The sequence below is a fragment of the Ignicoccus hospitalis KIN4/I genome (assembly GCF_000017945.1).
GTDB lineage: Archaea > Thermoproteota > Thermoprotei_A > Sulfolobales > Ignicoccaceae > Ignicoccus > Ignicoccus hospitalis.
The window spans coordinates 617,486-639,340 of the sequence record NC_009776.1 but is presented as its reverse complement, the minus strand read 5'-3'; the positions used below and the strand labels follow the sequence as shown (position 1 = coordinate 639,340).

Annotated in this window: 25 protein-coding genes; 16 read left to right on the top strand and 9 right to left on the bottom strand. The window is 53.1% G+C overall.

The window, feature by feature from the left end; genetic code table 11:
* Positions 1-9: 9 nt before the first annotated feature.
* Positions 10-285 carry a nucleoside triphosphate pyrophosphohydrolase gene (locus IGNI_RS03670; RefSeq protein ID WP_011998743.1) on the bottom strand — a complete coding sequence of 92 codons (276 nt, stop codon included), beginning with the start codon at positions 283-285 and terminating at the stop codon, positions 10-12.
* 27 nt (positions 286-312) lie between these two features.
* Between IGNI_RS03670 and IGNI_RS03665 the strand changes: the two genes are divergently transcribed.
* Together IGNI_RS03665 and IGNI_RS03660 are read left to right on the top strand one after the other, a co-directional pair.
* On the top strand, positions 313-1,839 hold the full coding sequence (locus IGNI_RS03665; protein ID WP_011998742.1) for a radical SAM protein: 1,527 nt from the start codon (positions 313-315) through the stop codon (positions 1,837-1,839).
* On the top strand, positions 1,836-2,987 hold the full coding sequence (locus IGNI_RS03660; protein ID WP_011998741.1) for a tRNA lysidine(34) synthetase: 1,152 nt from the start codon (positions 1,836-1,838) through the stop codon (positions 2,985-2,987). Before IGNI_RS03665 ends, IGNI_RS03660 begins: the two co-directional genes overlap by 4 nt.
* Here the strand turns inward: IGNI_RS03660 and IGNI_RS03655 are convergent.
* From IGNI_RS03655 to IGNI_RS03645, 3 genes are read right to left on the bottom strand one after another with little or no spacing between them, the layout of a single operon-like run.
* On the bottom strand, positions 2,974-3,438 hold the full coding sequence (locus IGNI_RS03655; protein ID WP_011998740.1) for an Lrp/AsnC family transcriptional regulator: 465 nt from the start codon (positions 3,436-3,438) through the stop codon (positions 2,974-2,976). The genes IGNI_RS03660 and IGNI_RS03655 overlap by 14 nt on opposite strands.
* Before the next feature lie 10 nt (positions 3,439-3,448).
* Entirely contained in the window at positions 3,449-4,516 is a 1,068-nt protein-coding gene (locus tag IGNI_RS03650; protein ID WP_011998739.1) for an FAD-dependent oxidoreductase, read from the bottom strand.
* A 48-nt stretch (positions 4,517-4,564) separates the two neighbouring features.
* Entirely contained in the window at positions 4,565-5,221 is a 657-nt protein-coding gene (locus IGNI_RS03645; protein WP_011998738.1) for a phosphoribosyltransferase, read from the bottom strand.
* Positions 5,222-5,292: 71 nt separating this feature from the next.
* On the opposite strand from IGNI_RS03645, the gene IGNI_RS03640 reads away from it, so the two are divergent.
* Both IGNI_RS03640 and IGNI_RS03635 read left to right on the top strand, forming a co-directional pair.
* Entirely contained in the window at positions 5,293-5,601 is a 309-nt protein-coding gene (locus IGNI_RS03640) for an MTH1187 family thiamine-binding protein (RefSeq protein ID WP_011998737.1), read from the top strand.
* Positions 5,598-5,975, top strand: coding sequence for a metal-dependent transcriptional regulator (locus tag IGNI_RS03635; RefSeq protein ID WP_011998736.1), 378 nt, complete (start codon positions 5,598-5,600; stop codon positions 5,973-5,975). Before IGNI_RS03640 ends, IGNI_RS03635 begins: the two co-directional genes overlap by 4 nt.
* A 13-nt stretch (positions 5,976-5,988) precedes the next feature.
* On the opposite strand, the gene IGNI_RS03630 is transcribed toward IGNI_RS03635, so the two are convergent.
* Positions 5,989-6,810 carry a V4R domain-containing protein gene (locus IGNI_RS03630; RefSeq protein WP_011998735.1) on the bottom strand — a complete coding sequence of 274 codons (822 nt, stop codon included), beginning with the start codon at positions 6,808-6,810 and terminating at the stop codon, positions 5,989-5,991.
* 66 nt (positions 6,811-6,876) lie between these two features.
* Between IGNI_RS03630 and IGNI_RS03625 the strand changes: the two genes are divergently transcribed.
* From IGNI_RS03625 to IGNI_RS03575, 11 genes are all read left to right on the top strand, one after another.
* Positions 6,877-7,248, top strand: coding sequence for a hypothetical protein (locus tag IGNI_RS03625; protein ID WP_011998734.1), 372 nt, complete (start codon positions 6,877-6,879; stop codon positions 7,246-7,248).
* A complete protein-coding gene (locus IGNI_RS03620) occupies positions 7,248-7,715 on the top strand; it encodes a hypothetical protein (protein ID WP_011998733.1) in 468 nt (155 codons plus the stop codon). Before IGNI_RS03625 ends, IGNI_RS03620 begins: the two co-directional genes overlap by 1 nt.
* Before the next feature lie 37 nt (positions 7,716-7,752).
* A complete protein-coding gene (moaA, locus tag IGNI_RS03615) occupies positions 7,753-8,811 on the top strand; it encodes a GTP 3',8-cyclase MoaA (protein WP_011998732.1) in 1,059 nt (352 codons plus the stop codon).
* Complete coding sequence (locus IGNI_RS03610; RefSeq protein ID WP_011998731.1) at positions 8,801-9,496, top strand: ribosome assembly factor SBDS; 696 nt, start codon at positions 8,801-8,803, stop codon at positions 9,494-9,496. Before moaA ends, IGNI_RS03610 begins: the two co-directional genes overlap by 11 nt.
* A gap of 16 nt (positions 9,497-9,512) precedes the next feature.
* Positions 9,513-10,181: a triose-phosphate isomerase gene (tpiA, locus tag IGNI_RS03605; protein ID WP_011998730.1), complete on the top strand. Its 669-nt coding sequence runs from the start codon at positions 9,513-9,515 to the stop codon at positions 10,179-10,181.
* The gene (locus IGNI_RS03600; RefSeq protein WP_011998729.1) at positions 10,178-11,323 is read left to right on the top strand and encodes an aconitase X catalytic domain-containing protein; all 1,146 of its coding nucleotides are present in this window, start codon (positions 10,178-10,180) and stop codon (positions 11,321-11,323) included. Before tpiA ends, IGNI_RS03600 begins: the two co-directional genes overlap by 4 nt.
* Entirely contained in the window at positions 11,287-11,745 is a 459-nt protein-coding gene (locus IGNI_RS03595) for an aconitase X swivel domain-containing protein (protein ID WP_011998728.1), read from the top strand. The genes IGNI_RS03600 and IGNI_RS03595 overlap by 37 nt, the downstream gene beginning before the upstream one ends.
* Positions 11,746-11,796: 51 nt before the next feature.
* Positions 11,797-13,953 carry a CDC48 family AAA ATPase gene (locus IGNI_RS03590; RefSeq protein WP_083756977.1) on the top strand — a complete coding sequence of 719 codons (2,157 nt, stop codon included), beginning with the start codon at positions 11,797-11,799 and terminating at the stop codon, positions 13,951-13,953.
* A gap of 10 nt (positions 13,954-13,963) precedes the next feature.
* Positions 13,964-14,251 (top strand): hypothetical protein, encoded by a 288-nt coding sequence (locus IGNI_RS03585; protein WP_011998726.1) that lies wholly within the window; start codon positions 13,964-13,966, stop codon positions 14,249-14,251.
* A gap of 35 nt (positions 14,252-14,286) precedes the next feature.
* Positions 14,287-15,339, top strand: a complete 1,053-nt coding sequence (fen, locus tag IGNI_RS03580) for a flap endonuclease-1 (RefSeq protein WP_011998725.1) — start codon at positions 14,287-14,289, stop codon at positions 15,337-15,339.
* 73 nt (positions 15,340-15,412) lie between these two features.
* Positions 15,413-18,157, top strand: a complete 2,745-nt coding sequence (locus IGNI_RS03575) for a DNA-directed DNA polymerase I (RefSeq protein ID WP_011998724.1) — start codon at positions 15,413-15,415, stop codon at positions 18,155-18,157.
* An 11-nt stretch (positions 18,158-18,168) separates the two neighbouring features.
* On the opposite strand, the gene IGNI_RS03570 is transcribed toward IGNI_RS03575, so the two are convergent.
* Complete coding sequence (locus IGNI_RS03570) at positions 18,169-18,921, bottom strand: creatininase family protein (protein ID WP_011998723.1); 753 nt, start codon at positions 18,919-18,921, stop codon at positions 18,169-18,171.
* A 46-nt stretch (positions 18,922-18,967) separates the two neighbouring features.
* A complete protein-coding gene (locus IGNI_RS03565; protein WP_011998722.1) occupies positions 18,968-20,089 on the bottom strand; it encodes a hypothetical protein in 1,122 nt (373 codons plus the stop codon).
* 59 nt (positions 20,090-20,148) lie between these two features.
* Between IGNI_RS03565 and IGNI_RS03560 the strand changes: the two genes are divergently transcribed.
* Positions 20,149-20,796, top strand: a complete 648-nt coding sequence (locus IGNI_RS03560; protein ID WP_011998721.1) for an MqnA/MqnD/SBP family protein — start codon at positions 20,149-20,151, stop codon at positions 20,794-20,796.
* Here IGNI_RS03560 and speD read toward each other — a convergent pair.
* Positions 20,736-21,170, bottom strand: a complete 435-nt coding sequence (speD, locus tag IGNI_RS03555; protein WP_011998720.1) for an adenosylmethionine decarboxylase — start codon at positions 21,168-21,170, stop codon at positions 20,736-20,738. The genes IGNI_RS03560 and speD overlap by 61 nt on opposite strands.
* A gap of 54 nt (positions 21,171-21,224) precedes the next feature.
* Positions 21,225-21,818, bottom strand: a complete 594-nt coding sequence (locus IGNI_RS03550) for an ASCH domain-containing protein (protein WP_420805652.1) — start codon at positions 21,816-21,818, stop codon at positions 21,225-21,227.
* Positions 21,819-21,855 lie beyond the last annotated feature (37 nt).

Sequence of the window (21,855 nt, the reverse complement as noted above, 5' to 3'; positions counted from 1 at the left end):
CACGAGGAATTAAGGCGTAACGCGTATCCAACACTCCTCGAAGCCGCCTAGCTCCTTTCTTTTGGACTCCGCCACCTTGTAGACTTCGTCCCCAAAAACGTCGATCAACGCTTTGACGACTTCCAATACGTCCGCCAGCTCTTCTACCGAGGGTTCTATTAAGAATTCCAACGCTTCCTCTACTAACTTTTTCTTCAACCATTCGAGCCTTTCGCTGCCGTCACACTTAACGTAAGCCCCGGGGGCTACCGTCGGGATTTTGTCTCTGACGAGCTTGCCCCCCAAAGGGTTGAGCCTCCGGGGGAGAGTGGAATGGGAAGAGTTAGAAGAATGTTGATAGTTGACGGTTACACGGACGAGCCAGCGGGCTTGGGAGTGCCTCCTTACCTAGACGTTTACGCCAGGGAGGCCTACGGGGCACTAAAGCTAGTAGACAGCTCCAACGAAGCCTACTACCTCACAATAGACGAAGTTAGGAAGGACTGGGTCGGCTATGCAGAGTTGACGAAGAAGGTCGACTTGGTGCTGGTGATCGCCGGCGCCCTCGTGCCGGGCAAGTACTTGGGGGGTGAGCCGTTGAGGTCTCCTCAAGAGTTCGAGCGCTTGAAGTTCTTGAGCTCGGCGCCCGTTGCGTTGGCGGGCCCCGCGGCCAGCTTCGGGCTGGGCGGTACGGGAGGGAGCGTCTCCAGCGAGGTCGAGGCAGACTACCGGATAAGGGGCAGGGTGGCCCACTGGGTCTACGAGGCAGCCCTATGGGGCCCCGAGAGCGCCAGCGACGCGCTCTGGATAGACAATTACGCTCTAGTTGACAAAGCTCTCATAAGGGGTAGCGAGGTGGTTAAACAACACCCGAACTACAAGGTAGGCAACTTAACGGTCGAGCTGGAGACCTACTCTGGCTGTGCGCGTTCGGTCGGGGGAGGGTGTAGCTTCTGTCTGGCGCCCTTGAAGGGAAGGCCGGTACAACGCGACGTCAGGAAGATAGTGGAAGAGGTGGAAGCCCTTTACAAGTTCGGAGTTAGGTCCTTCCGACTGGGGAGGCAGAGCGACATTCTGGTCTACGGCTCGCCCGACTTGGGCACGGAGGAGTGGCCCAGGCCCTCCCCGCTCGCCTTGAGGAGGCTCTTCCAAGGAATAAGGAGCGTGGCGCCTTCCCTCATCACTTTGCATATAGATAACGTCAACCCCGGTACGATCTCGCGCTGGCCCGAGGAAAGCGAGCTAGCGTTGAAGGAGATAGTGAGGTGGCACACTCCCGGAGACGTGGCAGCTATGGGAATAGAAAGTGTTGACCCTAGGGTCGTTAAAATAAATAACCTAAAGGTCTTATTAGATGACGCACTAGTAGCAATTAGGATAGTTAACAAGGTAGGGCGCAATAGGGGTTGGAACGGTTTACCTCACTTGCTCCCCGGCATAAACTTCATCGCGGGACTTCCGGGGGAAAGTAAGGAGACTTGGGAGTACAACAAGGCGTTGTTGGACAGAATCGAGGAGGAAGGGCTCTTAGTGCGGAGGGTTAACCTCCGTAAGCTGAGCTTGCTCCCGGGGACGCAAGCCTACTCCCTCACGAAGAAGGTGGTCGTCTCGAAAGGTTACGAAGGCTTCCGGAAGTACGTCATGAAGTGGCAAGAGAGGATGTTGAAGAAAGTGGTCCCGCCAGGGACCGTGCTCAGGAACTTGGTCGTGGAAAAGGTGGAGAAAGGGGTTAGTTATGCAAGACAGCCCGCCAGCTACCCCCTCACCGTCGAAATAGTCAAGCCCTTGCCCGTAGGCAGCTGGATAACGGCTGTCGTTAAGAGGGCACACTCGAGGAGCGTGTTAGCTGAACTACGATGAGCGAGGTGAAGAGACCTAGGTGTTCATTTTGTGATAGAGAAGCAATAATAACGATTAAGTACGCCCGCTTGCGACTCTGCAAACGTCACTTGGAGGAGTTTCTAATTAAAAGGTTGAAGAAGGTCGAGCTCCCCAAGAGGGTGTTACTAGGGCTCTCCGGAGGGAAGGACAGCGTCGCCCTACTGTACCTATTGAAGAAAGTAGGGACAGAGGTAGTAGCGGCAACCGTCGATACGGTGCCTAACTACACTTCGTTGGAAGCAGAGTTGGCTAAGCGCGTCGCCGAAGAGCTGGGAGTTACTCATTATACGGTGTACGCTAAAGAGTTGTACGGCTTTACAGCGCTTTCGTATAAGAAGCTTAGGAGGGCGCCCTGTTCCATATGCTCGAAACTTAGGCGTCACGCCCTAGAGCTCTTGGCCCGGAGGTTGGGCATCGAGTACATCGCGACGGGTCACAACATGGACGACATGGCCTCGTGGGCCTTGTCTTACATATTGAGGGGCGACTTCCAGAGCTTGAAGAAGGTGAGGCCGGTCGAAAGGCCCAAAGGTCCCGCCCGCGGGCGCGTGAAGCCCTTGTTTTGGATAGGCGAGAAGGAAATAATGACCTTCTTGTTATCAAAGAAGCTGCCGTGGTTGAAGGCCTCGTGTCCCTTGTACGAGCCGCGGTCCACGTTCGTGGATTACGTTAAGGAGACAATACTGAAACTGGAGGAAAGGTATGGGAACGTTAGGATCAACTTACTTAATTACGTAGTAAGGCGCGAGGGCGGAAACGAGGGGGAAGGCGAGCCCAACGCGTGTAAGTACTGTGGGGGCCCCGCGTGGGGCGAGGTCTGCTCCGTTTGTTCTCTTCGTAGAAAAGTCGGTAAACTGGACGAGAGGCCCTTGGAACCGAAGGCCGAAGTTACTGGCAATGGAAACTTGCTGATAGTAGGTCAAGGTACTTACGCGTGGGCGGAGGTGGGCGGAGCGAGGAGGGTCCGAGAAGTCTTCGAGGCCCTCGAGGTGCCAACGGAGGCCGGGGTGTTCGTACACAAAGGCAAACCAGCGCCTCCCGAGAGCGCCCTGTTGGGCGAGCTGGAGCGGGGCGAGGCAGTCTTATTCCTAGCCCCCCGCGTTAAGCCCAAGCTCAGTCGACCCTAACTGACTTAACTTCCTTGAGAACCCTTAACACATACATCGTGTAGGTCTCTTGCACCCCCTCCATCTTACCTATTAAGTCCAGCAGCCTCGCTAACTCCTCCCTATCCCTAACGACAGTCTTTACCAAGAGGGAGTACTCGCCCGTTACGTCGTAAGCTTCGTAGATGTCCTCTAATTTCACGATATCTTTGACCGTCTCCGGGTACTTGTTAGCGTCTATCTTGATTAATATAAAAGCTATAGTGTCCTTCCCTATCTTCGATGCATCGATGTCAGCGTAGAAACCTCTAAGTACGCCCATCTCGCGGAGCTTCTTTACGCGCAGGTGTATCGTGGCTTCGCTGCGGTCCAACATCTTGGCAATTTTGGAAAACGACGTTCTGGCGTCCTTTTGAAGGATCTCTATAATTTTCTTATCTATTTCGTCTAGCTCTACGGGCTTGTCGGGCACGCTGTCACCCTTAAATTAGCTTCTTGAGGAGGGACAGCGAGAACGCCTTGGGCAGTATACTTAAGAACTCTCTGATGCCTGCCTCTCCCATCCCAAACTTATAGATGGCCTCCACGTTCTTCGGGCTTAGCTCCTTTAGCGTCGGCACCTTCCCCTCCTTCCTGACCTTCTTCAGAATCTTCGCTTGGAGCTGGGTTGCTTTGTATAACTTCATGCTTCCCAATACCTCCCGATAGTCCTTTTCGCGGGCTATCGCGTGGGCCAAGACCTTGGCGGTGAGTATGCTCGGCCTTATGCCCTCTCCAGTTAATGGCATTACGGCGCCCAACGCCTCGCCCACTACGTAGGTGGGCTCTTTGGCCCATTCCAGCTTTATCCCGCCCATGTCTATGGGTGCCCCATCAATCCTAGTTATCGAGCTTGTATCGATATTAAGTTCTTTTAGGAGCATATCTAACCTCACTTTGAGTTGATTTACCGTCACGTCTAGGCCGCCGATGCCCACCTTCGCCTCCCTCTCTCCGTACGGGAAGAACCACGCGTAGCCTATCAAGTCCTTGAAGAAGTAGAATTTCATCTCGCTCGGATCATCTATCTTTATATCTTTCACGTAGTACTGTAGGGTTTGCGCCAGCATGTCGCGTTCTCGGAACCTCCACGAGTACCCTGTGGCAATTATCACCTTAGAAATGTCAACTTTTTCGTTATTAATGGTTGCATACAAGTGAGTTACCTTTGCCGACGTCTTGAGGGCGACGTCGAAGGAAGTGGAGTAGTGTTCCAAGAACTTAGTCCTATCTATCAAATAGAATATCGTTTCCTTCGCGTCCCACGTCCCTACGTGTTTCATGTTAAAGTAGAGGGTCAACGACCTTATCTTGTTCAAAATGGAGTCCGCCGGAACAGTCAGCGTCATGTTCAGCTGAGTGGGCACGCCCCCGCCGCAAGGCTTGGCCCCTAAGTGGGGCCTCTGTTCGACTAGGAGTACCTTGTACCCCTCTTGACTGAGGAAGTACGCGGCCGCGACCCCCGCGGGTCCTCCTCCGAGGACGAAATAGTCGTAAGTCGTCGTTGGCACCCCCTTAAGGATCCCTCAAGGTACGTATAAAAATGAGCCCATAGAACTTTAGCTCAGCTCGTACTTACCGTCTACCTTCTTCACTAGACCCCTATACTCCATTACTCTCAGAGTTTCCGAAAGCGGTATGGGAGGCGTTATATTGTACCACTCTTGGAACTTTATTATTATCTCTTGCAAGCTTAAGGGCGCGTGTTCCTTCAATATCTTTTTAACTAGGTTGACCATGTCCTCCACGTAATTCCACGGGTACATGTACCACGTCCAGTCCCTCACCAAGTCCACGAAGTAGTCCGGCCTTATCTGAGCCACGGGCTCTATGTATTGCATAGTTGCCAACTTCACTTGTCTCGCCTTCCAGTACTTTTCGACATAGTCCTTAGCTACCATTAAGCTCTTCCCAGTATCGCAAATGTCGTCGACTATCAAGACCTTCGCGTTGCTCAAGTCGATCCCTTGCGCGGCGTACTTGATCACCGCCTCCTCTTGGTGGCTCCCGGTCTCTACCCAGTGTTCTACCTTCAGCGACAAGATATCTATGACGTCCATGTAATCTGCCAGCAGCCTGGCGGGCGTAAGGCCGCCTCTGGCGATCGCAACTATTACGTCAGGCTTGTACCCAGATTCGAGTATTACGAAGGCCAACTCCTTGGTCCAGCGGACAACGTCCTCCCAAGTTACTACCTTCACCCTAAGCTTGACCACGCCGTCTCCCCTACACGATATGAACGCTCTCTTTATAGTCTCCTCTTCTACGGCCCTCCGTTGGTGGGAGCGTGTATCTCGTAGAATACCAAGTATTGCCGCTGGGTACTTGCAGCCCCAGCGTCTCCGACTTGGTGGCGGAGGCCGTTGACGTCATTCGAAAAAGGAACTTGGAGTTCAGAGTCACCCCCATGGGTACTGTGGTAAAGCTGCCCTCGTTGGAGGAGGCGGGGGCGCTGGCTCAAGAGATCGTGGAGAGGTTGCGCGACAAAGGGGTTAAAAGGGTGGTCATGGTGATGAGGGCCGACGTAAGGTTCGATAAAGAACTAGATATGGATAAAAAAGTTGAAGCGGTCTTGGAGAAGCTGGAGAAGTCATGAGCACCTACGGGAGGCGCTTTGAAGACTACTTGAAGGTGATTTACTCCCTTCAAACGAGCAAGGGAGACGTACGGTTGAAAGAAGTGGCAAGGGCCATGGGCCTAAAGCCCCCGACGGTCTTACAATACATAAACAAGCTCCAAGAGATGGGGCTGGCCACCTACTCGCAGGGGCGGGTGAGCCTCACCGAAGAGGGGTTGAGAAGAGCGCGCGAGCTCATGATGAAATTCAAGAAGATAAAGGAATTTTTCGTTGACGTCGTTCATATGGACGAGAAGAAGGCGGAAGAAGTGGCATGTTTGATAGAACACGTGGTTGACGAGGAGACCGTGGCTCGGATGGAAGAGGTGGTAAAGAGGCTCTCCAAATGTTAAGCGCCTTGGGGACTCACTTTTTCCGAAGGGTTACGAAGATGCACGGAGACGGGGAGCCCTCCGAACACTTGGTCTCTTGAACTTGTACGTACTCCCCTTCTACAAAGGACACTATGCCGCTGAGCAGCCCCCGGGTGAAGTGACATCTGGGCCCCTTTATTGTGACTACTTCTGCCTCCAAGCTCTTCTCTAATCTAAACGTATATTCTCCGTGTTTTAGCCTTGAGACCTTAAAGTCGAAGTTCCCTATCCCAAAGCTCTTAAGTAAATCCAATACGTCTCTGATGAGAACTTCGCCCGTATGTTTGGTTTCTTCGTGTATCTCCTTTGCCAGCGAGTACCCAACCCTCATGCCCAGTTGGTACAGTATGCTGGCCGCCAAGGCGGGTTGCTTGAAGTAAGCGTAGAACGAGTTAAATAAAGCCTTCAAGAAGTCGGAACTCAGCACCACTGCCCGGTCGTAGGTGTACAGCGGAAAGGCGTTGGGGAAGAACGTTATGTCGCCCAATTTCTCGGTCTTGCTCATTACGTCCTTTATCCCTTCCATCTTCTTTAGCTCTTGAACTAGCGCCTCTATAGTTATGCTAGCCCTCCTCATGTTGAGTACGAATATGTATGTTACAGATTTTGCCTTAACGTCGGTCGGACCTCTAATCATGTGTAACACGTCTATATCTTTAGACATCAAGAGATCTAACATCTTCTTTAGTGTTTCATCCTTCTTGTCGGCTCTCATCTTAACTACGAGGAACCTTATGTCTAGTGTTCTTTGTCTCATTATAAAGGGGTATAACACTGCGACGTCCTCGTCTCTGTCGCGCACGAACGGCGGCACTCCTCGCTACCCTCTGGGCTAACTAAATATAGGATATTTTATTGTTGTCTATGGAGGTTGGAGAATATGGCGACGCTAAGCTTCAAGGTCTGCACCGAAGACGGTCGGTGCAGGACGGAGGAGTTCGAAGTGCGCGCGGTAAAGTGGATTAGAATAAGTGGAAAGCTCTTCGTGCTCGGAAGGCCTCCGGAGCGTCTCGTTGGAGGCGACGCGTGGGGCTACGCGGTGTGGGGCGGGGAAGCGATCAACGTGTTGATAGGCAACGGGACTTACCCCGTAGTGGCCTTGAACGAAGAGCCCAGCGACGTGGTCGTACGCGAGGGGTGGAAGTCCATCGCCTTTGGGGGCAAGGCGCCCGAGCCTTGGGCTCCTATAAGCGTCACCGTGAGAGGGGTTAACGTCCCCGCCCGTAAGGGGGTTTTGGTGGCAACGCCCTAATGATGTGCATCCTTATCCCAATAGTAATTGGCATTGTGTTCCACGTTAAGGCGCCCGACGACCCAACGAAATTGTTCCTACTGGGCTGGATAACGGTCGCGCTGGTTTCTTTGTTCAAGTGTGACGTCCCTTCCGCAATTAAAAGGGAAATAGTGGAAATAGCTGACTTTGCGAGGCGCTCGGACCCCCTCTTGGCTATCGCGAGGATCTTCCAACATAATATATTGATTCTGATATTGAGCGCCCTTTTGGGGAAGGGGTACTACGGCTTCGCGGTCAGCTACACGGCCCTCGTAGGCTCCTCGCTCTCCCGAGGTTACCCCCTAAATGTAGTACTCGGCGCCCACACGCTTCTGGAACTCTATGCATACGCTTTAGCGACGACGCGGAGGAAACCGGATCTGGTTAAATCAGTACTGTACCTCTTGGTCGCTGCCGCCTTCGAGGTAACGGCAATACGTTTCTAACGCTCTAGTCGCTTTAGAGATCCAGAGATGTCGGGCTATGATCCGCGACGCCTACGGCAGAAGCCTGGCGACCTTAAGGGTGTCCGTTACGGAGAGGTGTAACTTCAATTGCATATTCTGCCACTCCGAAGGCGCGGGTAGAGGCTCGTTTGACGAGCTCTCCGTCAACGATTACGACATGATAGCGGAAGCCACCTCGAGGCTCGGATTAAAGTACGTCAAGTTCACCGGGGGCGAGCCGTTGCTCCGAAGCGACCTAGAAGAAATAATTCATTCATTTAAAGAACACGGGTTCGAGGAGATATCCATCACTACCAACGGCTTCTTGCTGCCGGAGAGGACAGAGGGCCTCAAGGAGGCCGGCGTGAGTTGGATAAACGTTAGTTTACACAGCCTCAAGAGGCAGCGATTTAGAAGGATAACGGGCGTCGACGCCCTTAACCGCGTGTTGAACGGGATAGAAAAGGCTTTAGAAAACGGCATAGAGGTCAGGGTAAATGTGGTCGTTTTGAGGGGGATAAACGAGGACGAGGTGGAAGAGATAGTGAAGTACGCCATAGGAAAGGGAGCCTCCGTTCACGTGATCGAGTTGCACCCAGTAGGCAACGGGGCCCACATATTCCGCGAGCGCCACTCAAGAGAGCCCATAGAGCGGTTGAAGAAGTGGCTCGAGGAGGTTGCTGATAAAAAGGAAGTCAGAGAACTACACAATAGGCCTAGGTATTACTTGGGCAAGAACTTCGTCGAGCTGATAGAGCCCGTCGGCAACCCTTACTTCTGCGCGGGGTGCACGCGACTGAGGTTGAGCGCGGACGGTAAGTTCTACCCTTGTATAAACGTTTACCAAACGCATTTTGACGCTTCCAGAGTGTTACGATCCGGCGAGTCTAGGGAAATTAAAATAATGAAAATAATAGAGGGCATTCTAGAACTCAACGATAAGAGGAGACCATACTACATGTGGAACTTAGACTTCGAGGCTAAAGGTTTGATGGTTAAAAAGGGGATCCAAGTAGGCAGGATCGGGCTGCCGAAGAGGGCTAAACTTCAATTCCGCTCGGCGAGGGTAAGAGAGGGAAGACCTCTTGAAGCGTAATTACGTGGTCGCCCGGTACGAGTACAAGGGCCACAAGTTCGAAATCTTGGTGGACCCCGATAAAGCTCTAGAACTCAAGTCCGGTAAGCAAATACCGATAGAAGAGGTTCTAATTGCTGATACGATATACAAGGACGTGGGCAGCGGCGACAGAGTCTCCCCAGAGACTTTAAAGAAGGTGTTTGGAACGGACGACGTGAAGAAGGTTGCTTTAGAGATAATCACTAAAGGCGAGATACAGCTCACGGCCGAACAGAGGAGGAAAATTATAGAGCAGAAGAAACGTCAAATAATTAACTACATTGCCAAGAACGCGATAGATCCCCAGACCAAACTCCCGATTCCTCCGGCGAGGATAGAGGCGGCCATGGAGAGGGCCAAGGTCGGCGTAGACCCCTACAAGAGCGTGGAAGAACAAGCTATGCAGATAGTCAGGGCCATATCTAGAATAATTCCAATCAAGATAGCGAAGGCCATTATTCAAGTTAAAATACCTCCCAAGTACTCGGGCCGCGCTTACTCTGAACTCAAGAAGCTAGGGGAGATCAAGTCGATGGATTGGAAGTCGGACGGAAGCTTGGTCGCTGAAATAGAGATACCGGCCGGTTTGCAAGGCGAGATAATGGATAAGCTCGCGAAGATGACAAAGGGGGAAGCTGAGGTTAAAGTGCTGTACACATCTTAAGAAGGGGTAGGTATGAATGATACTGGCCGTCAACGCGAAGGTATATTACCCATATTCCTTCGGCGCACGTCTACTGAGGTTAGCTAGGGCTATAGACAAGGTAGCCAAGGAATACTCGATTACTACGATAATAGCGCCCCCTCATACAGAGCTGAAGGAAGTGAAGGACATTGTTGAAGTTACTAAGGTATACGCTCAACACCTAGACCCAGTGGAGCCTGGGGCCCACACGGGTTCCGTCATATTAGAGGGCATAAAGGAGATAATAGATGGAAGCATAATTAATCACAGCGAGAAGAGGATGAGGCTTGACGAGATAGAGCTCGTGGTCTCTAAGTTAAGGCGTGCGGGAAAAGAGAGCTTGGTGTGCGCCCCCACCCCTAACACTGCGGCCGCGGTCGCCGCCCTGAGGCCTTCAATGATAGCGATGGAGCCTCCGGAACTGATAGGCACCGGGGTCTCGGTCTCGCGCGCGAGGCCGGAGACGGTGGTGGAGACGGTAAGAGCCGTTAAGGGGACCGGCTTCGCGGGCCCGGTCCTAGTGGGGGCCGGGATCTCCAGCGGCGAGGACGTCAGAAAGGCCATCGAGCTAGGTGCTGATGGAGTCTTGGTCGCTTCAGCCGTAGTGAAGGCTGACGATCCATACGTAAAACTTAAGGAGTTCGCGGAGGCAATGGTAAGATGATGCTCACAAAAGAGGAAGAGAGGGCCCTCTCGGGGGAGTATGGCGAGGCCTTGTCCCAAGCTATGAGGATACTCGTCAAGGTGGGGGAGGTCCTGGGCGCGGAGAGGTTGGTCCCCATATCCCACGCCCACGCCTCCGGGGTCAGCTACGCCACTATAGGCGAGCCCGGCGTCCACTGGCTTGAGAGCCTCGTGAAGGGCGGAGCCAAGGTTAGCGTCTATTCTACGGTCAACCCAATAGGCTTTGACCCATACTCCGACATCATAAAGGTAGACGAGAACTTCGTTAAAGGTCAAATAAGAATACTGGAAGCCTTTGAAAAGATGGGATTCGACACCTCGCTGACGTGTACGCCGTACTACTTGAGGGAGCCCAAGCCCTTTGAAAGGCTCGCTTGGGGGGAGAGCAGCGCGGTCATCTACGCTAACACCGTACTGGGCGCCTTCACTAATAGGGAGGGAGGCCCGGTCGCCGTGGCAGCGGCCATCGCCGGGAAGATATACGAGGCCGGGCTCCAAGTGCTCGAGAACAGGAGGACCGACTCCCGCATAAGGTTAGGTTTCCGACCGACGGACGCGGCGGAGTGGTCCGCGGTGGGCTACGCTATAGGCGAGAGGATAGGACAAGGCATACCGCGCCTCGAGGTCCCGCCGCCCCCGCGAGATCACCTAAAGTACATGCTCGCGGCCTCCGCGGCCTCCGGCGGCTTGGCGATGATGGTAATAGAAGGGGTGACCCCTCCCAAGACCTACCTCTTGGGCGAGGAGGAGAAGGTCGAGATCGGGCGCGAGGATGTGGAGCACATGTTCGGCAGCGTAGAGGACGCGGACCTCGTGTTCCACGGCTGCCCCCACGCCTCCTTAAAGGAATTGGTCGAGTTGGACAACTTGATAAAGGAAAAAGTGGAAAAAGAGGTTTGGGTCGCCGTGGCTCCTAGGCTTTACGAGAGGGCCAACGACGTGATCAAGAGCCTATCCAAGAAGGGAGTTAAGTTCGTCAGAGGTACGTGTTTGGTCGTTTCGCCTATAGACAAAATGGGGATAAGGAAGGTGGCGACCACCAGCGCTAAGACTTATTTCTACTTGAAGAGGAGGGGGTTGGACGTATGGTTGGTGAGGTTGAGGGACGTAGCAAGCGCCTAGCGTGCGGCCGCGCGCTAGTAGGGGGAGGAGACGTCGTAGGCGTCGTAGTAAAGGTGGAGCACCCCTTAAGCTTCTTGGGCGAGGTGGACCCTCTAAAGGGGACGCTTTACGACGGGAGGTCGATCAAAAACAAAGTGCTGGTCGTTAAGGGGGTCAGAGGGTCCACGGTAGGCTCCTACGTAATCTACGCCTTGAGGTATTACAACAACGCCCCCCTCGCGATAGTCGTTGAGGGCGAGGCGGACCCGATAGCGGTCGCCGGGTGCGTTATGGCCAAGCTCCCCTTAGTCGACAAAACCGGCCCCCTCGGGCTGCGGGACGGGGACGAGGTCCTCCTCCGGTTTACCGAAGGGAAGGGCTGTATCTTGAAGGTCGGGGGTGTTGACCTAAAAACCTCGAATAGGACTGCGGAAGGGTCATAGGGAGTGGCCGTCCCGGAGAGGGTCAACCCTAAAGGCGTTGAGCTAAAGGTAATGGAAGCTAAGCAGAAGGACGTAGGTCACGGAAGGGTTAGAATAGACAGAATGATAATGGAACTCATAGGGGTCGCCCCCGGGGACGTAGTTGAGATAGAGGGCAAGAGGGTCACTGCCGCCATAGCCTTGCCTGCGTACCCCGAAGACCAAGGATTAGACATAATCAGGATGGATGGCCTCATAAGGAAGAACGCCGGCGTAACCGTGGGCGACAAGGTCTACGTACGCAAGGCGAAAGTAAAGGAAGCTAGGGTGGTAAAGCTCGCCCCGGCGAACTTCAGCGTAAGCATAGATGAGGGCTTCATACCATATGCCAAGAAAAAGTTGATGGATAGGCCCGTAGTTGAGGGGGATACGGTAATGATACCTATACTGGGTCAAACTATACCCTTCGTCGTCGTCAACACCAAGCCCAGCGGTGTAGTAAAAATAACGAAGAACACAAATATAATGATTCTAGAGAAGTATGTCGAACATGCTAGGGTACCCAAGGTAACTTGGGAGGACATAGGCGGCCTTGAAAACGTGGTCCGAAAGTTACGAGAACTAATAGAGCTACCTATGAAGTATCCTGAAATCTTCAAGAGGTTGGGCATCGAGCCCCCGAAGGGAGTGCTCCTCTTCGGCCCTCCCGGTACCGGTAAGACCATGTTGGCCAAGGCCCTAGCCAACGAGATAGATGCCCACTTCATACCCATCAACGGGCCAGAAATAATGAGCAAGTACTACGGCGAGAGCGAGCAGAGGCTTAGGGAGATCTTCGAGGAGGCGCGCAAGAACGCTCCGAGCATAATATTCATAGACGAGATAGATGCAATTGCCCCCAAGAGGGAGGAGGTAACCGGAGAGGTCGAGAAGAGGGTCGTCGCTCAGTTGTTGACCTTGATGGACGGCCTCCAAGAGAGGGGCAGGGTTGTGGTAATAGGCGCGACCAACAGGCCGAACGCCATAGACCCCGCCCTCAGGAGGCCCGGGAGGTTAGAGGTCGAGATAGAGATACCCTTACCTGACAAGAAGGGCAGGCTTGAGATACTGCAGATCCACACTAGAAACATGCCCTTAGCTGAGGACGTGGACTTAGAGAAGCTCGCCGAAATGACCCACGGTTACACCGGAGCGGACTTGGCAGCTCTCGTGAGGAGTGCTGCCTTCTACGCGCTGAGGAGGTACCTGCCGGAGATAGACCTCGACAAGGGCGAGATACCCCCGGACCTGTTGGACAGGATGAAGGTTACTATGGAGGATTTCATAAACGCGTACAAGGACATAGTACCCTCCGGCTTAAGAGAGATATACATAGAGACCCCCGAAGTGCACTGGGAGGACGTCGGAGGCCTAAAGGAGGCGAAACAACAGCTGAGAGAGGCGGTCGAGTGGCCTCTAAAGTATCCGGAGGCCTTCCGCAGGCTCGGCATAGAGCCGCCGAAGGGGATACTCCTCTTCGGCCCTCCCGGTACCGGTAAGACCTTGCTCGCCAAGGCGGCTGCCACGGAGAGCCAAGCGAACTTCATAGCGGTCAGGGGACCGGAGATCTTGAGCAAGTGGGTAGGCGAGAGCGAGAAGGCGATAAGGGAGATCTTCCGCAAGGCCAGGCAAGCGGCCCCGACCATAGTGTTCTTCGACGAGATAGACAGCATTGCCCCCGTTAGGGGGATGGACACGAGCACCCAAGTGACGGAAAGGATAGTGAGCCAGCTGCTAACCGAGATGGACGGCATAGAGAGGTTGGGCAACGTAGTTGTAATAGCTTCTACTAACAGGCCGGATATGGTCGACCCGGCGTTGCTGAGGCCCGGGAGGTTCGACAAGCTGATCTACGTCCCGCCGCCGGACAAGGAGGCGAGGTTCCAAATACTAAAGATCCACACTAGGAACATGCCGTTGGACATGGACGTAGACTTGTGGAGGCTGGCCGAGATGACTGAGGGCTACACCGGAGCGGACCTAGAGGCCCTCTGTAGGGAGGCTGGCATGGAGGCAATGAGAGAAAACATCAATACTACTAAAGTATCAATGAGGCACTTCTTAAACGCCTTGAAGAGGGTGAAGCCGAGCATCACGCCGGAGATGTTAAAGTTCTACGAGACGTTCATGGAGAGGGCGAAGCAAAGGGTCCAAGTCGCGAAGAAGGGCGGGCCTAGCATATACACGTGAGGTGGGCTCGATGAGGAAGGGTCAGAGCGTTTGGAAATCCAGACCGCTTTACCTTTCCGTGTACAACATACTCAAGACCCTTACCATACTACAAGGGGGCGGCAAGGAGATCTACTTTACTGTTGAAGAGATCTTGGAAGCAATAAAAAGCGACATGAGTTACAAGAATACCGACGTCAGTTTGAGAGACGTGGTTAAAGCCGTAATGATTTTAGAGCTCAACGGCCTAGTCAAGACTATGAGTAATGGAGAAGACGTGAGCCGACTGAGCGTAGCCCTTATCCAGAACGAGCGATAAACCCTCTCGTCGTCGAAATCGCTTAGGGAAGTGTCTTGGGCGTTACAGCCCTAAGGGAACTCATCCCCAGCAAGTGCAAGAAGACCTTAGAGCTAAAGTCCTTGTCGAACAAGAGCGTGGCCCTCGACGCTTACAACACCTTGTATCAGTTCTTAGCTGCCATAAGGGGCGAAGACGGCAGGCCCCTCATGGACTCCAAAGGGCGCGTGACCAGCCACCTCTCCGGACTTTTCTACAGAACAATCAACATGTTGGAAAACGGAATAAAGGTAGCCTACGTCTTCGACGGCGCCCCTCCCAAGCTCAAGACGCGCGAGATAGAGAGGAGGCAGAAACTCAAGCAAGAGGCCGAGAAGAAGTACGAGGAGGCAGTTAGGAGGGGGGACGTCGAGGAAGCTAGGAAGTACGCCCAGATGAGCGCAAAGCTGACGAAGGAGATGGTAGAAGAAGCTAAGAGGTTGCTCGAGGCTATGGGGGTCCCGTGGGTACAAGCCCCCAGCGAGGGAGAGGCCCAAGCGGCCTACATGGCCGCTAAGGGAGACGTCTGGGCGTCTGCTAGTCAAGATTACGACTCCTTGCTCTTCGGCTCTCCTCGCTTGGTTAGGAACTTGGCCGTGAGTGGGCGCAGGAAGCTCCCTAACAAGAACGTGTACGTCGAAGTGAAGCCCGAGGAAATAACTTTGAAGTGTGTGCTGGAGGAGTTGGGCATAACCCGAGAGCAGCTCGTTGCAATAGCCGTCTTGATAGGGACCGACTACACGCCCGGGGTGAAGGGCGTCGGGCCGAAGACCGCCTTAAGGTACGTGAAGAGCTATGGTGACTTAGAGAGGGTGCTTACTGCCCTAGGCGTCGATGACAAGGAGTTGTACTTGGAGGCGTATAATTTCTTCTTGAACCCCCAGGTGACCGACGACTACGAGCTCGTGTGGAGGAGGCCCGACCCCCAAAAGATAATTGAAATCCTAGTGTACGAACACGACTTCAACGAGGAGCGCGTGAGAAAGGCGATAGAGCGCTTAATGAAGGCCTGGAAGGAAAAGCTCAGCACTAAGCAGAGCACGTTGGACATGTTCTTTAAAAAGCGTTGAGGCTTAGAGCCCTCGGGAGTACCGCGGGCTTATCAACCCATCTCCCCCCTAAGGCTAGGCCGGGGCTAAAGTAGTGAAGAAACCCCGAAGGGGACCGACGCTCCTAGACTTCCTCAAGCAGAAACAAGCCAACGACGGGTCTAAGGCCTTAAAGGCCCCCAAGCCAGTAGAGGAGAAGGCTCCGAAGAGGCCCCTTGAGGGCGCGGAGAAGATAGAAAACAAGATAGTCAATCTAATCGTCTCGAAGAAGGTAGATCCACAGTTCCAGAAGTTCGTCAACTCCGGAGACCGGAGGTACGCGGCGCTGGCGCAGCCTAGACGGGAGGCCGGGGACGGCGAGTACTACCTACTGCAAGTGGTCTACGACGGTAAGAGGAACAAGGCTGTCCTCTTGTTATATGACGAGGAACGCCACGAGGTCGTGGAGTGGGTAGATGCCTTCGGTCACAAGCCGTACTTCCTAACCAACTTGACCCCAGAGGAGATCAGGAAGCTGGGGCTGCACAAGCACCAGAACTTCGCGGGGATGGAGGTGGTCTACCGCTACGACTTACTCCATTTTGAGAATAGGAAGTTGACGAAGATCTACACGACAGACCCCCTGGCGGTGAGGGAACTCAGGGAGAAGGTGCCCAAGGCTTGGGAGGCCAAGATAAAGTACCACGACAACTACACTTACGACATAGGCCTAGTCCCCACCTTGAAGTACAAAATTAAGAATAACAAGCTCTTCCCCGTTCCTTACAAGGTCAGCGAGGGAGAAGTGGAGAAGGTATTAAAGGCCTTCGAGGAGGAGAGCGACGAGTTCAAGCGCCTAGCCATATCTTGGATACCCATCTTCGAGGCCCCGCCTCCGACGGTCAAAGCGATAGCAATAGACATAGAGGTGTTTACGCCCGCCATAGGCAGGATACCGGACCCCGAGACCGCTCAGTACCCGGTCATCTCGGTGGCCCTCTCCTCTAACGACGGCCTTAAGAAAGTCCTCGTACTAATTAGAGAAAACCTTAAGCTCACCGAAGATCAGCTCAAGGAGCTCGCCGAAGAGGACTACGAGGTGGAGTTCTACGACTCTGAGAAAAGTATGTTGATAGAGGTTATGAGAATTATAAGGGATTACCCGGTACTGCTCACTTACAACGGCGACAACTTCGACCTCGCCTACCTTTACAACAGGGCGCTCAAGCTCGGAATACCCAAGGAGATGATAATATTTAAGAAGGGTTCTGACAAGTTCGAGATAAAACACGGAATACACATAGACCTCTACCGCTTCTACGACATAGCGGCGATAAAGACCTACGCATTCGGGAACAAGTATAAGGAAGTTAACTTGGACGCCGTCGCGGGCGCGCTCCTCGGCGAGCACAAGGTCCAACTGACCAAGTCGATAAGCGAGCTTAACTATTACGAGCTGGCCCATTACAACTTCCGCGACGCCAACCTCACGCTGAAACTCTTCACCTTTAACGACTACTTGCCGTGGAAGTTGATGGTACTGATAGCCCGAATTTCCAAGCTCGGGATAGAAGACCTAACTAGGAAGCAAGTGTCCGCGTGGATCAAGAACTTGTTCTTCTGGGAGCACCGCAGGAGGAAGTACCTCATCCCTAACAAAGAGGATATAATTTCGATGAAAGGGACCGTGAAGAGTTCGGCGATAATAAAGGGGAAGAGCTACCAAGGAGCCTTCGTCTTCGAGCCCAGCGCCGGTATATTCTTCAATGTAGTTGTATTGGACTTCGCGTCGCTGTATCCAACCATAATTAAGCAATATAACATAAGTTACGAGACGGTGAACGCCCCGAAGTGTAAGAACTACTACGAGGTTCCGGAGGTGGGGCACAGGATATGCAAGGACGTCGAGGGCATAACCTCCCAGATAGTCGGGTTGTTAAGAGATTACAGAGTTAAAATATACAAGAAAAAAGCGAAGGACAAAAGCTTGGACGACAAGATGAAAATGTGGTACGACACCGTTCAGTCAGCAATGAAGGTATACATAAACGCGTCCTACGGCGTCTTGGGCGCGGAGAGCTTCGAGCTTTACTGCCCTCCGGCGGCCGAGAGCATCACCGCTTACGGGAGGTTCGCCATAAAGAGTACTATGGATTATGCTAAGAAAAACAAGATCGCCGTTCTATACGGAGATACCGACTCGATGTTCCTTTGGGACCCTCCGCAGAACTTGTTAGACGACATCATAGAGTGGGTCAAGAACAACTTCGGCTTAGAAATAGAAATAGATAAGACCTATAGGTTCGTAGCGTTCACAGGTCTAAAGAAGAACTACATAGGTGTGTACCCGGGAGGGGAGATAGACGTCAAGGGGTTGTTGGGGAAGAAGAGGAATACCCCGCAGTTCGTCAAAGAGGCGTTCATAAAAATGATAGAAATGATCAGGAACTCCCAGAGCCCGGAAGAGGTAGTGAAGACGCGCGAAGAAGTCAAGAACTTAGTGAAAGAGTTGTATATGAACCTCAAGAGGCAGTACTACGACTTGGACGAGTTGGCGTTCCACATGCAACTTACTAAGCCCATAGAGTCTTACACTAAGAACATGCCGCAGCACGTGAAGGCGGCGAAGATGCTAGCCAAGTTCGGCATACACGTCAACCAAGGTGACGTGGTATCCTTCGTTAAGGTGAAGGGCGCAGAAGGCGTGAAGCCCGTGCAGCTGGCCAAGCTACCGGAGGTCGACGTGGAGAAGTACTACGAAGCGATAGAGTCCACGCTAGGACAGATACTGAAGGCGTTCAGCTTGGACGCGGCTTCATTGAGCGGGACGACCAAGTTGATGGCGTTCTTGAACAAATAAGAGAAAAAAGTTTATTCTATTCCGACTTCCTCCTCGCTCTCGAGCTCGCGTAACAGCCTCCTAGCCAGCTCTTCGGCAGCCACTTCGAGGAGTCTCTCGCCTTCCTCCTTCTTGGCCCTCTTCGGATCGCCCATGTACCCCCTGGAGAACGCCCTTCGCGTTTCCGAGAGGGAGCGCAACAGCTTCCTCTCTGCCGGCGGCACGGGCTCCACGTCGCCTAAGTCAACGCATTCTTCACATATGGCCATTACCATACTCGTCTCTATCTCGCACGCGTGGGAGGGCAAGGTCCCGAACGCTTGTAGGAACGCCTCCTTAGGGACCATGTCCCACCAAGAGACGGCGCCTATCTTTATTCCCGGGCTCAGCCTGTTCAAGGCCTCTTTCACGGCGACTTCCAAGGGCTCTTTGTTGCCTCCGTGTCCGTTGATTATTAGGATCCGGGGAATCCTCGGAGAAGGCAAAGTAACCAGTATGTCTTCTACGAACTTGGCTAAGTTCTCCGCTTCCACGCTAACCGTACCGTCTAGGTGTCTCAGAGACCAAGTGTAGCCGTACCAAATGGGGGGCAAGAGGCCGACGTGGTAGCCCTTCTCCGAGAGCTTCTTCGCCACCCTGCGCGCTACCTCTTCCGCTATCAACGTGTCCGTACCCAACGGCAAGTGGTTTCCGTGGCGTTCGATAGAGCCTATAGGCAAGATTACCAAGTCTAACCTTTCTACCCTTGACATAGGGACCTTTGCTAAATCGTAGACCCTTCCCAAGGTTTTAGTCACCCTCCCAGAGTTATGTGGGGCCTTTAGACAAAAATCAGCCCTTGCAAGAGGACGCAGCCCTTTCTATGTCATATACCTTTCCGCTACAGAGGACCTCGAAGTTCACGCCCAGTTCATCTTCAATTCTTTTCAGCGTCTTCCACAACTCCTCGGTGTTGTTAAAGTATACGTTCGTGAACACGAAGTTGGCTTTAACTTTATTGCCTGTAACGTTGACCGTGAGGGAGCTGGTCACGTTATTGGTAGGCAGCAAGTAGCCCTCTAGCTCCGTAACGTTGAGGGCCTTCAGTACGGGCTCCAAGCGGCTCCGGAGCTCGTAACGGACGGTATCGTTAAGGTAGACGCCTTCTCCCCTCACTTTGGCCCTTATTTCTGTGAAGAGCTCTTTTCCGGACCTCTTAAGGGACAGTTCCAGGTTTGCTTGGGCGTTAACCTTTCTGACTACAGTATCGTTCATGTTTATTAAGTTCAACAGTTCCGATGTTGGTATCCCTAGACTGTTCAACGATTCAACTATCTTATCCCTTTCTCCTTTCAAGATTACGTACATTTTGACCTTGCTAGTGGGAGGTAGGGACTTGCCAGTAACTTCGTACTTCAACTCCACTACCTTTAGTCCCAAATCCTCGATACCAGCTTTTATCTTAGGTATCATTGTGTTTAACATCTTCTCCACTGTTACCTTAGGAGACGGGAGCTCGGCGAAGCCGTCTATCGTCAAGTTCCCTGAGTTGTCTTGCTTGTTTATAACAGAGTTAAGGACTATGTCCATGTTGCGTATATAAAAGAACAATACTAGGACGGAACCCTTAATCCTGCTGTGTAAGCTCACAGTCGTCGGGTCGGACGTTATACTCAGCGTTATTTCGGCGCGTCCCTTCTTCAAGGGCGAAGAGCTGAGGGTGAGTGCGCTGTTGGTTGAAAAGGACTCCTTGACGCTCGAGCCCTCACCCCAGAGCTTGTCGACCGCGACCAGCTGGCTTGACACTAAACTCTCTCCGTACTGGAACGGGAACTTTTCCCGCTCAGCTTCTACGACGATCTTAGAGAGGGCGACCTTGCCGTCGTTTACTGTAAGGGTTATCGTAGCGGCGGCCAACGCCATGGCCGATAGCGCCAGCAGCGCTACTGCGCTCCTCAAGGTCTCGTCGCCCACTTAATGCCCAACAACCTTGTTAAATAAACTATGCTTTCCACACTTTCTGGAGCACCGGAATGAGGGCGGCGCTCTTGAGCATCAAGTACATGGAACCTTTGACGGAGCATTTTGACGTGAGGGGGTGGGAGGTAGTTAGGACCACCCCGGAAAGGAGTTTGTACATGTTTCTTAATAAGTACGTAGACTTGGCCGTGGTTTCTTCCGTAGCGGCTGCCTCGTTGAGCCTCGAGCCTTGTTTCAAGTGTCCGGCGATATACGGCTCCGGACCTATAGAAAACGTCAAGCTAAAGTTTCTGAGAAGGGGCAACAAGGTCAAACTTTGGGTCACACCTCAATCATATACGGGAAGGGCCTTAGCGGTTTGGTTCCTAACGAACAGAGGTATGGACTTCGCTTTCGTGGAAGACCCGAAGAACGCTGACGCGCTCGTTCTGATAGGCGACGAGGCGAGGGAACTAGGAGGGGACGTGGTGGACTTAGGAGAGGCTTGGGAAGAGGCTTTCGGGAGGCCTTTGGTTTACGCGGTCACCGTATCTCACGTGCCCTTTCAGCTCGAGGTGAGGTACTCGTGGCGCAACATAAGGCTCGCCCCGCTGGAAGAGGTCTTAGACGCTTACCTACACACAGTGAGTACTTTGAAAAACTACTGGATTCGACCCGCTGTGCCCCCCAAGGGCCTCTTAGGGCTACTGCGGTCGCTGTAGTGGACCACGTAGTCCTCCGGCTCTAACCTCTCGACGATTAGTTCGAACGCCCTCCACGGGTCGCTCCTCTCGCCGCAAGTGTACACGTCGACGGTCGCGTACTCGTAATCCGGCCAAGTATGTATAGTTATGTGGCTTTCTAGAACTAGTGCCATCACTGATACGCCCCCGTGGTACCCGGTGAACTTCCACGACCTCACCTCTACCAACTTCATGTTTGCTACCTCTGCAGCCTCCCTTACGAGTTCTTTCAACCCCTCCTCGTCCCAGAGCTTCGCCGGGTCGACGCCGTACAAGTTACCGTAGACGTGCCGCCCCACAATCCTGTCTTCAACCTTTTTCTTCGACCCGTTTGTAAGCTCTACGGTCTTCACCTCTCCTACCGGGGCCGCTGCGGGAACGGGGGATTTAAGGCTTTACTAACCGAGCTACCTAGGCCCTATGTAACCTCTCTTGACTAACTCCGCGAGCGACCTCTTTAACACCTTCCTAATCCTCCAGCGCGCGCCTATGTCACCGAAGAGTCTTATAGCGGCCTCCCTCAAGCTCCCCGTGTCTACTAGGGTCTTCAGTATCTTCCTCTCTTCCTCGCTGAGGTCCAAGTACCTGAGGGCCAACCTGGCTACTTCGGTTGGCTTCAACCCCATGTACGGATCTTTGACGTCCAATTCGGTCAACTTCTTCTTTATTTTGAATGAAATTACAGTTATTGTATCTTCGTCGCTGATGTCGCCGTAGGCGCCCCTCAACGCCTCCTTGAGTTCGGCCAAACTCTCGAAGCCGTCCGCGCGGACCTCGTTGGGCGTGAGCTCTTTCAGCTTCTTGTGCTTGACCTCCGTGATTTCGGCCACCGCGAACGGTCTCCCTCCCCCGTGCAAAATTATTTCCTTATACTTTGGAACCCAGTAACCTTTCCTTATAGTGGCGGTCTTCTTACCACTTAATATTAAATCTACGTACTTACCCTTTACCATTAGATGCCTTCCTAGGAACTTTTTTCTCTCCCCACCCAAGGCCTCCACCCGGCGATGACTGGAAACGGGCCCGGTCTAACCTCGG

Excerpts from the sequence above, each read along its gene's own strand:
- IGNI_RS03660 (WP_011998741.1), top strand. The coding sequence starts at position 1,836 with ATGAGCGAGGTGAAGAGACCTAGGTGTTCATTTTGTGATAGAGAAGCA.
- IGNI_RS03625 (WP_011998734.1), top strand. The coding sequence starts at position 6,877 with ATGGCGACGCTAAGCTTCAAGGTCTGCACCGAAGACGGTCGGTGCAGG.
- IGNI_RS03595 (WP_011998728.1), top strand. The coding sequence starts at position 11,287 with ATGGTTGGTGAGGTTGAGGGACGTAGCAAGCGCCTAGCGTGCGGCCGC.
- IGNI_RS03560 (WP_011998721.1), top strand. The coding sequence starts at position 20,149 with ATGAGGGCGGCGCTCTTGAGCATCAAGTACATGGAACCTTTGACGGAG.
- IGNI_RS03585 (WP_011998726.1), top strand. The coding sequence starts at position 13,964 with ATGAGGAAGGGTCAGAGCGTTTGGAAATCCAGACCGCTTTACCTTTCC.
- moaA (WP_011998732.1), top strand. The coding sequence starts at position 7,753 with ATGATCCGCGACGCCTACGGCAGAAGCCTGGCGACCTTAAGGGTGTCC.
- IGNI_RS03665 (WP_011998742.1), top strand. The coding sequence starts at position 313 with ATGGGAAGAGTTAGAAGAATGTTGATAGTTGACGGTTACACGGACGAG.
- IGNI_RS03620 (WP_011998733.1), top strand. The coding sequence starts at position 7,248 with ATGATGTGCATCCTTATCCCAATAGTAATTGGCATTGTGTTCCACGTT.
- IGNI_RS03600 (WP_011998729.1), top strand. The coding sequence starts at position 10,178 with ATGATGCTCACAAAAGAGGAAGAGAGGGCCCTCTCGGGGGAGTATGGC.
- IGNI_RS03635 (WP_011998736.1), top strand. The coding sequence starts at position 5,598 with ATGAGCACCTACGGGAGGCGCTTTGAAGACTACTTGAAGGTGATTTAC.
- tpiA (WP_011998730.1), top strand. The coding sequence starts at position 9,513 with ATGATACTGGCCGTCAACGCGAAGGTATATTACCCATATTCCTTCGGC.
- IGNI_RS03590 (WP_083756977.1), top strand. The coding sequence starts at position 11,797 with ATGGAAGCTAAGCAGAAGGACGTAGGTCACGGAAGGGTTAGAATAGAC.